Here is a 12,932-nt window from a genome sequence, read left to right as displayed (position 1 = left end):
TTTAGTTACTGTTTGTTAATGTTAAAAATTGTTGCTCTAAACTTGGTTTACGCTTTATTAAATGTGATAAAACCAATCCATTTTTAAACAAAAAAGAGTTTATTTCAGAGGCTGAAATTTCCTTACTTAAAGTTGCAATTATTTTATCATCAATTACTTTTACTGAAGCTATTCCATCAAAATCAGAAAGTAAAGTAATTAGCTTTTTAAAATCACCATCAATTTTAAGTTCAAACAAACCTTGAGAGGCTGTTATTTCATCAACGCTACCCGCATATAATTTAATACCATTTCTAATAACTACTACATGAGAGCATACTTTTTCAACTTCATCTAGTAAGTGTGAAGCTAGTAAAATTGTAGTTCCGTTAGTCGCAATATCTTTAATTATTTTTCTAATTTCATGAATACCCTGTGGGTCTAATCCATTTGTAGGTTCATCTAAAATTAAAATTTCAGGGTCGTTTAATAATGCTGAAGCTATGGCTAATCGTTGTTTCATACCTAAAGAAAACGTTTTGAATTTACTGTTTCTTCTTTCATGCAGATTGACGATTTTTAGTTTCTCTTCAATTTTAGTAAAAGGAATTTCTTTTATTTTACAAACTAATTTTAAATTTTGAATGGCAGTCATATAAGGATAAAAATTAGGGCGCTCTATTATTGCACCCACTTTTTTTAGAGCTTGATGCGTAGATAAATTACCATTAAACCAATTAAAACTGCCAGAAGTTTTGTTTACAACGTTTAAAATAATACCCAATGTGGTTGATTTTCCACTTCCGTTTGGGCCTAAAATACCATATACATTTCCTTTTTTAATATCAAAGGATAAATTATTAACAGCATGAATATGTCCAAATTTTTTATTGAGATTACGAAGAGATAAGATTGTTTCCAATATTTTTTTGTTTAGTATAAAATTAAGACGACATTTATACAAAATTGTTACAGCAATATACTAAATTTGGAAGTGACTATAGATTTTGAACATGGATGAAAAATTAATTTCAAAGAAAAAACCAGCATATCCAATTAATGAACAACTGTATAATTATTTAACAGAATACAATAGGAATATTAAAATTCCTGTGTTTTATGATGACTTGCTTCGTTTTGTTGGAGGTGTTGAGGTTTATGATAAAAATGGAGATGATACTTTATGGATAAGAGTGTATTATGCCGAACATGAACGTGATGAAATAGATTTAAGTTTGAAAAGAATGTATATGATTTTACACGGAGATGGAAGTGAAAATTCTTTACCCTTTTTAACCGTTGATGCTATAGATTATTGCACTTTTGGTAACTCTAAACCTTTTAGAGTAAAAGTTAGAAATATTTTAAATGATAACCATACGTATTTGTATGTGAAAAAAGCAGATGCTTCTAGGGTTTACGGCTTGGAGTTAGAACATATTTTATCTCCCAATAATATTAATTTTTTAGTTTATAAGGATACGTTAATTGAAGAGCATGTGTTAGGAATTCCCGGCGATCAGTTTTTAATTGAAAATATGAAAACAGTTTCTGTTAAAGGGAAAAAACGGTTGTCAAAAGAATTTGTAAAATTTAATGAGCGATGTATGATTCGGTTGTTAGGAGATATGCGTTCTTATAACTATGTTATTGTTGCTTCATATGATTTTGACCAAGTTGAATACCGTATTCGAGCAATGGATTTTGATCAACAGAGTTTTGAGGGGAATTTAAAAGTTTATTTTCCTCAGTTTTTTAAAGAAAATTATCCATTTGTTAAAATGGTGTCTGAAAATTTACAAGAAGAATCTATTGAGCAGTATAAAAGAGAAGAACGATCTGCAATTGCACGTAGAATTAAAGGTTCTCAAGATAGGATTAATGCATTGTTAGATTGCATGTGTAATGATAAAATTTCTACACCCGAAAAAATAAATCAACTAAAAATGGATTTAAATGCTTATACAAAAGATAAAAATTTTAAACATTGTAATTCTATGGGAGATATTTTAAAAGTAGCATTTGATTTTGTGACAAGAAATTACGAAAATGTAAATATTTATATTATACACTAAAATTACCAACCTTGGTTAATTTGTATTAGTAAATATCATAATCATCAATATTTTCAAAATTATTTTCATCATCAAAAACATCAAAAACATCATCTAATTTTTCAGCAATAAATTTTTTTTCAGGAGCTTGGTCAGGTGTATTTCCAAAAGAGAATGTTATTTTGAAATCTTCTATTTCATCTTCAGAAATCCCTGAAAGTTCAACAAAAAAAGTCCACATAGCCATAAAGTCATAAACATAAATTAATTTATCACCTACATTTTTAAAAATATCTTTCACTAAAAATGAGTTCATAGCTATAGAATTTCCATTTTCAGACATGTCAAACAATGGTATTTCCTCACCTTGTTCCCAATTGTTATTCGTTTTATAAAAAGATGCCATTTCTTGCCCTTTAAAACCAAAAGATTTGGCAATAATTAAATGAAAATCTTCTAAATTAACAGTTTTATTAATAACAATATCTCTAATTACATCATTTTCAACATCTAATATTACTCTAATTTTATAAGCCATTTTAAACAAATACAATTCTTGAGCAAAGGTACTATTTAAAGTTTTAAATTCTTATTTTTACAGCATAACAATTTTTTATGAGTAAGAAAGAATCAATACTTGAGTTATTAAATAACATGTGTAAAAACACCTTAATGGAAACGTTAAATATTAAATATGTAGATTTAGGTAATGACTATTTAGTGGCTACAATGCCTGTAAATTACAGAGTACATCAGCCTGATGGAATTTTAAATGGTGGAGCAACAATGGCACTAGCTGAAAGTGTTGGGAGTCCAACATCATTGTTAGCAATTGATAGAGATAAATACAGTGTTAGAGGTATTGAGTTTTCAGCAAATCATTTAAGAAGTGTTAAAAGTGGTGTTGTTACTGCAACAGCAAAAATTATTCACAAAGGAAAAACAATTCATTTGGTTGAAATTAAGATTGAAGATGACAAAAATAGAATGATTTCAATTTGTAAAATCACCAATTTTATTTTAGAAAACAAATAAGTTTCAACAATTAAATTACATGCAATTGCAAAAAGAGACTACAGAATTTATTCATGAAACTTTAAGATTTTATAATGCTAAACAACCATTGGTAATTTTTAGAAAGCCCAATGAAACAATTCTTAAAGCCTATATTCATAATGATAAAGAAGTACATTTTTTAAACTCTTTTAATGCGAAAGGTTTTCTTTTTGCTCCTTTTAATAAAAATGAAAAAAAAATATTATTTTCAGCTGATAAATGCCGTATACTTACTTCTGAAATTGCAACAGATAAGGATTTAAAAATAACATTAGGTGATTCAACAAATAAAGTTTTTCACAATGAAAAGTCAAAAAAAAATCACCTTCATTTAGTACAAAAAGGGATTGATTTTCTTAAAAATAGTCACATAAAAAAAGTAGTTTTATCAAGAAAAGAAACTGTTGAATGTGCTAATTTTGATATTGAAAATACATTCAAAAGAATGCTGAATAACTATAAAAATGCTTTTGTGTATTTGTGGTATCATCCAAGTATTGGTTTGTGGATGGGAGCAACACCAGAAAGATTGATAAATGTAACTCAAAATAAGTTTAATACAATGGCGTTGGCTGGAACACAACGTTATAAAAACACGGTACATGTTGTTTGGAAAGAGAAAGAAGTGCAAGAACAACAGTATGTTACAGATTATATTTTAAATACAATTAAAGGAAGTATTAAAAATATTGAAGTGTCAGGGACATATACTGTTAAAGCAGGGGATTTACTTCATATTAGGACAGATATAGCAGGAGACTTAAAAACTACGGATTTATTAGAAAATTTAATAGAAGCATTGCACCCAACACCTGCAGTTTGTGGTTTGCCAAAAAAAGAAGCTACTAAATTTATTTTTGAGAATGAAAATTATGATAGAGCTTATTATGCAGGTTATTTAGGCGAACTCAATATAGAAAAGAACACGCATTTGTTTGTTAATTTACGGTGTATGCAAGTGAATAATAAGATTGCTTCCATTTATATAGGAGGAGGTATTACCACAGATAGTAAACCAGAAAAGGAGTGGCAAGAAACAGTTTTAAAAGCAGCGGTAATGAAAAAAGTTTTATAAATAGTTAAACTTATTTTTATTAGATTATAACTAGAATAACTTTCCGTAACTTTGCAACAATTATTTAGAATGTAAATGCGTCAATTTCCAAAAAATAAATTAGCTCAGTTAGTTGTAAAAAACTGTGAAAATTTTAATATAAATACCATTGTAATATCTCCAGGATCACGAAATGCACCGTTAATTATTGGGTTTAATGATTCGGAAAAAATTAAAACACTATCTATAGTTGATGAGCGTTGTGCTGCTTTTTTTGCATTAGGAATTGCACAACAAACAAGAAAACCTGTTGCATTGCTATGCACATCGGGTTCTGCATTATTAAATTATTACCCTGCAATTGCGGAGGCATATTACAGTAATATTCCTTTACTGATTATTTCAGCAGATAGACCTTCTCATTTAATTGATATTGGAGACGGACAAACAATTAAACAAGAAAATGTATTTGAAAATCATATTTTATACTCTGCAAATTTAGGAACTAAAAATGATACTGAAAATATAAAAAAAGCAATTGAAACGATAATACATAAAAAAGGGCCAGCACATATAAATGTACCTTTTGATGAGCCTTTGTATGAAAAAGAATACGTAAACTATAAAAAAGAAGTTGTTGTTGAAGAGTTGAAAACTAGCTTAATAGATGAGATTCCTTTGGAAGTAGATGAACTTCAAAAATATGCTGATGTATGGAATGCCTCTACAAAAAAAATGGTATTGGTTGGAGCGCATTTTCCTGATGAACTACTGCAAACCCAGTTAGAACATTTAGTGAAAGATCCTTCAGTATTAGTTTTAATAGAGAATACATCGAATATTTCACATTCCAAATTTATAAATAGCATTGATAAATTAATTTTCCCTTTAAATGATGATGAACTTGAGAAATTTAGACCAGATATTTTACTAAGTTTGGGTGGATTAATTGTTTCAAAAAAAATAAAACAGCATCTTCGTAAGTATAAACCAGTACATCATTGGCATGCTGATGCTAAAAGAGCTTTTGATACATTTCATTGTTTATCACACCATTTTAAAATATCAGCACAATTATTTTTTAGTCAGTTTTTCTTTTTAACAAAAACAACTAAAAGTAATTATCAAAATTATTGGTTACAAAAGAAAGAAATTAGATTAAAAAAGCATCAAGATTTTTTAGAAACCTGTGAGTTTTCAGACTTAAAAGTATTTAGTAAAGTATTACCTTCAATTTCAAATAATTCACAATTGCAGCTTGGTAATAGTTCAATAATTAGATATTCCCAATTGTTTGATATAAACAAAACGTTACATGTATTTTGCAATAGAGGTACAAGCGGTATTGATGGTAGTACAAGTACAGCCATTGGTGCGGCATTTGCAGTAGAAGAAAACACGGTGTTTATTACAGGTGATATTAGCTTTTTTTATGATAGTAATGCACTTTGGAACAACTATATTCCTGTTAATTTTAGAATTATAGTACTAAATAATGGAGGAGGAGGTATTTTTAGATTTATTCCGGGGCCAAAAGAGTCTAATGCCTTAGATTATTTTGAAACACCTCATAATTTAACAGCTGAATATTTGTGTAAAATGCATAATTTTGAATATACTAAAGCAGAGAGTGAATTTGAGCTTGAAACACAACTTTCTAAATTTTATAATAAATCGAAATTCCCTAAATTACTAGAGGTATTTACTCCAAGAGAAGAAAATGATAAAATATTAAAAGCATATTTCAACAATTTAAAAGAATAAAAATGGATTTAAAAGTAGGAGAAAAAGTAGACTTAATGGTTGTAAGAAATACAGGAATGGGTTTTACAGTATTAATAAATGAAGAGTTTGAAGGATTGCTTTACAAGGATGAATTGTATCAAAAAATTGAAGAAGGTCAAAAATTAGTTGGTTACATTAAAAAAATTCGTGAAGATGAAAAGTTAGATGTGAGCTTACAACCAGTAGGGTTTAAGCAGACTATTGTGAAAAATGAAATTTTAATTTTAAATGCTTTAAAAAAACAGCAGGGCTTTATTGCCTTACATGATAAAAGCGCGCCAGACGATATTAAATATCAGTTAGGTATGAGTAAAAAGGCATTTAAAAGTGCCATAGGAGGATTGTTTAGACAAAAATTAATAACTATTTCTGAAGATGGAATTCGTTTAAATAAATTTGACTAAATAAAGTGAATATGTATGCTAAATCAAACCTAACAGGTTTTGCTAGTTAGGTTTGATTTAAATGTTAAGTTTTTTAATCACAGTAGTATCCAAAGCATTTTTATTTACTAAGATAGATATTGTTTTTAACTTAAAGTAAGCTTTGCTCATATACACATAGCCTCCATTCCCAATTCTATTTCCTGTAGTTCCCCAAGAGTTTTTTACTTTGTAATATTCTGTATTATGTTGGTCTTTTACTAAACCCACAATATGCATTAAATGGTCATCTGTAGTATTGTAATTTTCAAATTCTTGTTGTCTAAATTCAGGAGTTATTTGTTTTTCAGTAATTATATAAGTCATTGCTTTTTCATTGTCATCTATATTTTTTGGTTCTACAGCAATACCATATTTTTGAGAAAATGTTTTCTCAGAAACATCACAATCTAAGGCCAACGTATAGCCTTTTTTTAAAGCATTATCAACAATCTTAACCAACTCATCTAATGGTAAATTATAAAAACTACCATTGGCAAAATTATCTGGAATATTCAGAATGAATTTGGTGTAAAAAGGTTGTTGTAAAAAAGAAGTTAGCGTTACGTAATCAGAAGGATTTAATTGAGTCATTTCCAAAAACGATTTAGGTGTATAATAAACACCATCGTACATGAATTTTTTAGGTAATTTACCCAAATCTGTATCTAATATAGAATCTATCGCAATTTTCCAATTGGGATACGTAGCATTTTCATCATTTTTTATATAAGCATCTAACACTTTTTTTAGTTCTGGAACAATTTTAGAATGGTTATAAGTGGTTGCATTTTCCATTAATCCGGAATAAGCATTTTCGGGTACCAATCCATTATTTTTAATTGAATTAATTACATCATGTGCTAAGCCACCTTCTCCAAATTGAGTTCTTCCTTGGCGCATTACATAATCCCAAGCCTTAACAGGGTATGTATTTCTAACGGTATACATCTCTGAAATATCAATTTTCTTTCCAGTTTTTTTATAAATTTCAGATTCAATAAAAGATGAGGTAGAGAAACTCCAGCAAGTACCAGTATTTCCTTGGTTTTTCACATTTGATGTTTCAATATCAATAACAGGTGTGAATATATATTTTTCGGCGATTGGTATTTTTACGTTTACAACATTTCCTTCTTGTGCAAAAAATAATTGTGAAATAGCAACAAGCGCAATTGAAAGTAATAATTTTTTCATAGTTAATTTAATTTTCTTCGTTTTGTTCTATGTATGTTCCATTGCGTTTGTCTAAAACTCGTTCAATATTTTCGTAATATCCATCAGAGTTAGGGTCGTCTTCAGGTAATTTCATATACCCGTTTTTATAATATCTTAAAGCTTGTTTGTATTTTCCTCCAGTTTCATAATACCTACCAATATAATAATCGCCAAGTGGTGAATCTTTGTATAATTTGTTTATCATTTCGCCAAAATTCTTTAAATAATCACCGTTTTCCTTATCTATAATAATAGACTCAATTGCAAATATATCTTTCTCTCTAATTTTTAAATTACTACCAAATAAGTAATCAATTTCTACATATTTATTTTCTAAATATGCAATAGCATCAGGAGGAGATAGGTCTTTTATGTTTTTCTCAAATTCTTCTTTTGATATGGCTGAATACATCTCAAAAATAAATGCCAAAGCACTTGGCATTGATTGCCCTATAGATGCTGTTTTTGAACTATTATCAAACTGATCAAATTTATATTTGAATTTTGAATTTTTAATGTTATTTAATACAGAGTGTGTCACTTTTATTAAATCTTTTCTTTTTTCAGAATTGTACTTGCTATTGCTTAGATAATAATAAATATTTTCATCGTTTAGCGTTTCTGTTTTTTGCTGAAGCATAGTTGGCATATCTAATGCGTAATATGGATTGATATTTATAAAAGCATTAAATCCAGGGTATTCTTCAATTAAAAAATAATTAATAAAATTTGCAGTAAGCGTATTACCAACAATTGTTTTAAAGGGTGAAATGCGATAATTTTCTTCAAAATAATCAAGAAGTTCTCCTCTAATAAATCTATAAAAAGATTCTCCTTCATAGTTAGGTAAACTATTTTCTTTAGAATACGAACAATCAGTGTAACGTTCTTCGTTGTAGTTCTGATTGATACCAACAATTATTTGTTCAGGGGCTTTATCTTTTTTTGCAAATAGGATAGAATTTCCTACATAAACATCAAATAAATACTCAGCATCTAACACAATTGTTAAAGGATAAACCTTTGTAGAATCAATTTGGTAACTATCGGGGATATATATCTTTAAATACCTATCATTTTCTAACTCTTGTGAATCAAATTTTTTAATTTGAATATTTTGAGCGTAGTTATAATTTGAAATGAAAACAATGAGCAGTATGTAAATGCTTTTTAGTGAGGTAAATTTCATAGGCTAAAATTAAATAGTTTTTTTAGAATATTCAATATTGTAAAAAAGAAAAGTACAATTTTTTTACAAAAAACTGTACTTTTTCCTATTTAAATACTTTATTCTGGTTATTATTACAACATAAACATATTTATTCCAAATCAAATCTATCAAGATTCATAATTTTTGTCCAAGCTTTTACAAAGTCTTGTAGAAATTTATCTTGAGAATTCTTATAGCTATATACTTCTGCTACTGCACGTAACTCTGAATTTGAACCAAAAATAAGATCAGAACGTGTGGCCAACCATTTTCGATTCCCAGTAGCACGATCTACACCTTCAAAAATTTCTTCAGTATCATCAATTGCTTTCCAAGCTGTACTTAAATCAAGTAAGTTTAAAAAGAAATCATTAGTTAATGTTTCAGGATTTTTTGTAAAAACTCCATATTTAGAATTATCAAAATTGGTGTTTAACATTCTCATACCTCCAACAAGTACAGTCATTTCAGGGATAGTTAAGGTTAAAAGTTGCGCTTTATCAATTAGCATATCTTCTGTTCTTAAAGTGCAGGTTGCTTTTTTATAATTACGAAACCCGTCAGCTTTTGGTTCAAGAACCTCAAATGATTCTATATCAGTTTGTTCTAAAGTTGCATCTGTTCTTCCTGGATTAAAAGGGATAGTAATATTGTAACCAGCATCTTTTGCAGCTTTTTCAATAGCTACACATCCACCAAGTACAATTAAGTCTGCCAATGATACTTGTTTATTATCATTAACAACATTAAACTTTTTTTGAATAGTTTCTAATGTTTCTAAAACTTTTTTTAATTGAATGGGATTATTTACTTCCCAATTATTTTGAGGAGCAAACCGAATTCTAGCCCCATTTGCACCGCCACGCTTGTCTGAACCTCGAAATGTAGATGCTGAAGCCCAAGCCGTTGATACTAATTGAGAGATGGATAAACTTGAATCTAAAATCTGTTCTTTTAAAATAGAAACATCCATATCATTAACTAAATTATAATCGGCCACTGGAACAGGATCTTGCCAAATTAATTTTTCTTGAGGAACTTCTGAACCTAAATAGCGAGAAATAGGTCCCATATCACGGTGAGTTAATTTAAACCAAGCTTTAGCAAACGCATCAGCAAATTTATCTGGGTTTTCATAAAAATGCTTTGATATTGGTTTATAAGCAGGATCCATTCTTAATGCAAGGTCAGCTGTAGTCATAATTGGAGCATGTCGTTTTGATGAGTCGTGAGCATCTGGAACAGCAGTAGCTGCATCTGTTCCAACTGCAACCCATTGCCACGCACCAGCAGGACTTTTCTCCAAATTCCACTCATAACCAAATAAGGTTTCAAAATAACTGTTATCCCATTGTATTGGAGTAGGCGTCCAAGCACCTTCAATCCCGCTACTAATTGTATCTACTCCTTTACCAGTCCCAAAACTATTTTCCCATCCAAGTCCTTGGTCTTCAATGCATGCAGCTTCTGGTTCTCTACCCACGTGTGCTGTGTCACCAGCTCCGTGGCATTTACCAAAAGTATGTCCCCCTGCAACAAGAGCCACAGTTTCTTCGTCATTCATTGCCATACGAGCAAAAGTTTCACGTATATCTTTACCTGAAGCAATTACATTTGGTTCTCCATTAGGCCCTTCAGGATTAACATAAATTAAACCCATTTGAACTGCAGCTAAAGGGTTTTCTAAATCTCGTTCACCTGTGTAGCGTTTATCTCCTAGCCATTCAGTTTCTGCTCCCCAATAAACATCTTGTTCGGGTTCCCAAATATCCTCGCGTCCACCTGCAAATCCAAATGTTTTTAACCCCATTGATTCTAAAGCACAGTTTCCAGCAAAAATCATTAAATCTGCCCAAGATATTTTTTTACCATACTTTTGTTTAATAGGCCAAAGTAATCTACGTGCTTTGTCAAGGTTTATGTTGTCTGGCCAGCTATTTACAGGTGCAAAACGTTGATTTCCAGTTGATGCGCCGCCACGACCATCTGAAACTCGATAAGTTCCTGCACTATGCCAAGCCATACGGATAAATAAAGGACCGTAATGACCATAATCTGCAGGCCACCATTCCTGTGAATTAACCATTAATTCATTGATATCTTTTTTTACTTCATTTAAGTCTAAACTTTTGAAAGCTTCAGCATAGTTAAATTCTTTTTCCATTGGGTTAGATAAAGTAGCATGCTGACGAAGAATGTTTAAATTTAGTCGATTAGGCCACCAATCTTTGTTGGTCGTTTGTTGTTGATTTGTTTGCCCATTATGATAAGGGCATTTACTTTCGTTTGAATTGCTCATAATTTATTTTTTTGTACCTTAAACTTAAAAAAATTATTTTGATTACATCGTTAAAAGCAATAGATATTATTTATATATAAATATTAAAATTATATTGTTGAACTTCAATATTAATTATTATAAATAATTTAAAAATACAGCATTATTTTATTTGTAGAGTAGATAAGAAATTAATTCTATAATTTTTGTATGGCTGCCTCAGCACAACGTTCTCCATCCATCGCAGCAGAAACAATACCTCCTGCGTAACCAGCACCTTCTCCACAAGGGAAAAGACCTTCAATTTCAGGATGTTCTAAATTGTCTTTTCTTGGGATATTAATAGGAGAAGAAGTTCTAGATTCTACGCCTATAACATTAGCTTCTTGCGTATAAAATCCATTCATTTTTTGTCCGAATGCTTTAAAACCTTTTCGTAATCTTCCTCCAATAATTTTAGGTAATAGTGAATGCAGAGGAGCAGATTTAAGTCCTGGTTGATAGGATGTTGTATTCAAACTATTAGATAAACGTCCTTCAACAAAATCAGTTAAGCGTTGTGCAGGAGCTGTTTGTGTTTTTTCACCAGCATTAAAAGCCATTTTTTCTAAATCTTTTTGGAATTCTAATCCTTTTAGTACTCCAAATTTTTCGTACTTATACAAATCTTTTTCAGCATTAATTTCAACTACAATTCCTGAATTTGCATATTTATTATTTCTTTTAGAAGGAGACATTCCATTTACCACAATTTCACCGTTAGCTGTTGCTGCTGGTACAATAAATCCGCCAGGACACATGCAAAATGAATATACGCCACGCTCATTTACTTGCTGAACTAAATTATAAGAAGCTGCTGGCAACAATTCATCTCGTTCTCCTTTGCAGTGGTACTGAATGGAATCAATAATTTGCTGAGGATGCTCAACACGAACTCCCATAGCAAAAGATTTTGCTTTAAGTGAAATATCTTTTTTATACAATAAATAATAAATATCTCGTGCTGAATGCCCCGTTGCTAATATTACAACATGTACCGGAAGTTCTTTATTGTTCTGTAATATAATGGAATTCAGCTTGTTATTTTTAATTTTAAAATCAATAACTTTACTTTCAAAATGAATTTCACCACCATGTTTTAAAATGGTTTCACGAATATTTGTAACTAGTTTTGGTAATTTATTAGTCCCAATATGTGGATGAGCATCAATCAAAATTTGTTCAGTAGCACCGTGAAATACTAGATTTTCAAAAATTCTGCGAACATCACCTCGTTTTAAACTTCTGGTATATAATTTCCCATCGGAATAGGTGCCTGCACCGCCTTCTCCAAAGCAATAATTAGAATCTTCATTCACTTCATGAAACTGATTAATAGCACGTAAATCGCGTCTTCTTTCATTTACTTTTTTGCCTCGTTCTAAAACAATAGGTTTGTAACCCAATTCGATACAACGCAATGCGGCAAACATTCCAGCAGGGCCAAAACCAATAATGTGGACTTCTTTGGCTGAAGAAACATCATTATAATTAAAAATATAAGTAGAAGATTTTTCAGGTTTTTCGTTGATATAAACGGCTACTTTGTAGTTAAAAATAATGATAGATTTACGAGCATCAATAGATTTACGAAGTATTTTTATAGCCGAAATTTCAGTTTCATCTATATGTAATAGAAGTGCAGCTTTTTTAGTTAAAATGTCTGCTTGTTTTTCTTCATTTAAATTAATTCGTAATTGAATTTCCTGAATCATATGACAAAACTAGTTAAATTTTGAATAAGAATCTATTTGTATTTTTGAATTTGCCGTTAGATTCTGTTTTTGGAGTTTAGATAGATTTATAAACTATAGGTTTTGATATAATCCTTTTTTTT

Annotated in this window: 11 protein-coding genes; 5 read left to right on the top strand and 6 right to left on the bottom strand. The window is 29.9% G+C overall.

Annotation, left to right across the window (positions count from 1 at the left end):
• Nucleotide 1: 1 nt before the first annotated feature.
• Nucleotides 2-901, bottom strand: a complete 900-nt coding sequence (locus Lupro_RS03910; RefSeq protein ID WP_068206463.1) for an ABC transporter ATP-binding protein — start codon at nt 899-901, stop codon at nt 2-4.
• Between the two features lie 91 nt (nt 902-992).
• Between Lupro_RS03910 and Lupro_RS03905 the strand changes: the two genes are divergently transcribed.
• Nucleotides 993-2,054 carry a hypothetical protein gene (locus Lupro_RS03905; RefSeq protein WP_068206461.1) on the top strand — a complete coding sequence of 354 codons (1,062 nt, stop codon included), beginning with the start codon at nt 993-995 and terminating at the stop codon, nt 2,052-2,054.
• Between the two features lie 25 nt (nt 2,055-2,079).
• On the opposite strand, the gene Lupro_RS03900 is transcribed toward Lupro_RS03905, so the two are convergent.
• Nucleotides 2,080-2,571, bottom strand: coding sequence for an IS1096 element passenger TnpR family protein (locus Lupro_RS03900; RefSeq protein ID WP_068206459.1), 492 nt, complete (start codon nt 2,569-2,571; stop codon nt 2,080-2,082).
• A gap of 77 nt (nt 2,572-2,648) precedes the next feature.
• On the opposite strand from Lupro_RS03900, the gene Lupro_RS03895 reads away from it, so the two are divergent.
• From Lupro_RS03895 to Lupro_RS03880, 4 genes are all read left to right on the top strand, one after another.
• On the top strand, nt 2,649-3,068 hold the full coding sequence (locus Lupro_RS03895) for a PaaI family thioesterase (RefSeq protein ID WP_068206457.1): 420 nt from the start codon (nt 2,649-2,651) through the stop codon (nt 3,066-3,068).
• Nucleotides 3,069-3,093: 25 nt separating this feature from the next.
• A complete protein-coding gene (locus Lupro_RS03890) occupies nt 3,094-4,164 on the top strand; it encodes a chorismate-binding protein (protein WP_227807477.1) in 1,071 nt (356 codons plus the stop codon).
• A 75-nt stretch (nt 4,165-4,239) separates the two neighbouring features.
• A complete protein-coding gene (gene menD / locus Lupro_RS03885; RefSeq protein ID WP_068206452.1) occupies nt 4,240-5,907 on the top strand; it encodes a 2-succinyl-5-enolpyruvyl-6-hydroxy-3-cyclohexene-1-carboxylic-acid synthase in 1,668 nt (555 codons plus the stop codon).
• 2 nt (nt 5,908-5,909) lie between these two features.
• Complete coding sequence (locus Lupro_RS03880; RefSeq protein ID WP_068206450.1) at nt 5,910-6,332, top strand: S1 RNA-binding domain-containing protein; 423 nt, start codon at nt 5,910-5,912, stop codon at nt 6,330-6,332.
• 57 nt (nt 6,333-6,389) lie between these two features.
• On the opposite strand, the gene Lupro_RS03875 is transcribed toward Lupro_RS03880, so the two are convergent.
• From Lupro_RS03875 to Lupro_RS03860, 4 genes are all read right to left on the bottom strand, one after another.
• The gene (locus Lupro_RS03875; RefSeq protein WP_068206448.1) at nt 6,390-7,547 is read right to left on the bottom strand and encodes a C1 family peptidase; all 1,158 of its coding nucleotides are present in this window, start codon (nt 7,545-7,547) and stop codon (nt 6,390-6,392) included.
• Between the two features lie 7 nt (nt 7,548-7,554).
• The gene (locus Lupro_RS03870; protein WP_068206446.1) at nt 7,555-8,757 is read right to left on the bottom strand and encodes an alpha/beta hydrolase; all 1,203 of its coding nucleotides are present in this window, start codon (nt 8,755-8,757) and stop codon (nt 7,555-7,557) included.
• A 130-nt stretch (nt 8,758-8,887) separates the two neighbouring features.
• Nucleotides 8,888-11,077: a catalase/peroxidase HPI gene (gene katG / locus Lupro_RS03865; protein WP_068206443.1), complete on the bottom strand. Its 2,190-nt coding sequence runs from the start codon at nt 11,075-11,077 to the stop codon at nt 8,888-8,890.
• Nucleotides 11,078-11,253: 176 nt separating this feature from the next.
• A complete protein-coding gene (locus Lupro_RS03860) occupies nt 11,254-12,810 on the bottom strand; it encodes an NAD(P)/FAD-dependent oxidoreductase (RefSeq protein WP_068206441.1) in 1,557 nt (518 codons plus the stop codon).
• Between the last annotated feature and the right edge of the window lie 122 nt (nt 12,811-12,932).

Source organism: Lutibacter profundi (genome assembly GCF_001543325.1).
GTDB lineage: Bacteria > Bacteroidota > Bacteroidia > Flavobacteriales > Flavobacteriaceae > Lutibacter > Lutibacter profundi.
This window is presented reverse-complemented; position numbering and strand designations above follow the sequence as displayed.

What these genes read in the sequence shown, in the direction of transcription:
- Lupro_RS03905 (WP_068206461.1), top strand. Translation starts at nt 993, where the DNA reads ATGGATGAAAAATTAATTTCAAAGAAAAAACCAGCATATCCAATTAAT.
- Lupro_RS03900 (WP_068206459.1), bottom strand. Translation starts at nt 2,571, where the DNA reads ATGGCTTATAAAATTAGAGTAATATTAGATGTTGAAAATGATGTAATT.
- Lupro_RS03895 (WP_068206457.1), top strand. Translation starts at nt 2,649, where the DNA reads ATGAGTAAGAAAGAATCAATACTTGAGTTATTAAATAACATGTGTAAA.
- menD (WP_068206452.1), top strand. Translation starts at nt 4,240, where the DNA reads ATGCGTCAATTTCCAAAAAATAAATTAGCTCAGTTAGTTGTAAAAAAC.
- Lupro_RS03880 (WP_068206450.1), top strand. Translation starts at nt 5,910, where the DNA reads ATGGATTTAAAAGTAGGAGAAAAAGTAGACTTAATGGTTGTAAGAAAT.
- Lupro_RS03875 (WP_068206448.1), bottom strand. Translation starts at nt 7,547, where the DNA reads ATGAAAAAATTATTACTTTCAATTGCGCTTGTTGCTATTTCACAATTA.
- Lupro_RS03870 (WP_068206446.1), bottom strand. Translation starts at nt 8,757, where the DNA reads ATGAAATTTACCTCACTAAAAAGCATTTACATACTGCTCATTGTTTTC.
- katG (WP_068206443.1), bottom strand. Translation starts at nt 11,077, where the DNA reads ATGAGCAATTCAAACGAAAGTAAATGCCCTTATCATAATGGGCAAACA.
- Lupro_RS03860 (WP_068206441.1), bottom strand. Translation starts at nt 12,810, where the DNA reads ATGATTCAGGAAATTCAATTACGAATTAATTTAAATGAAGAAAAACAA.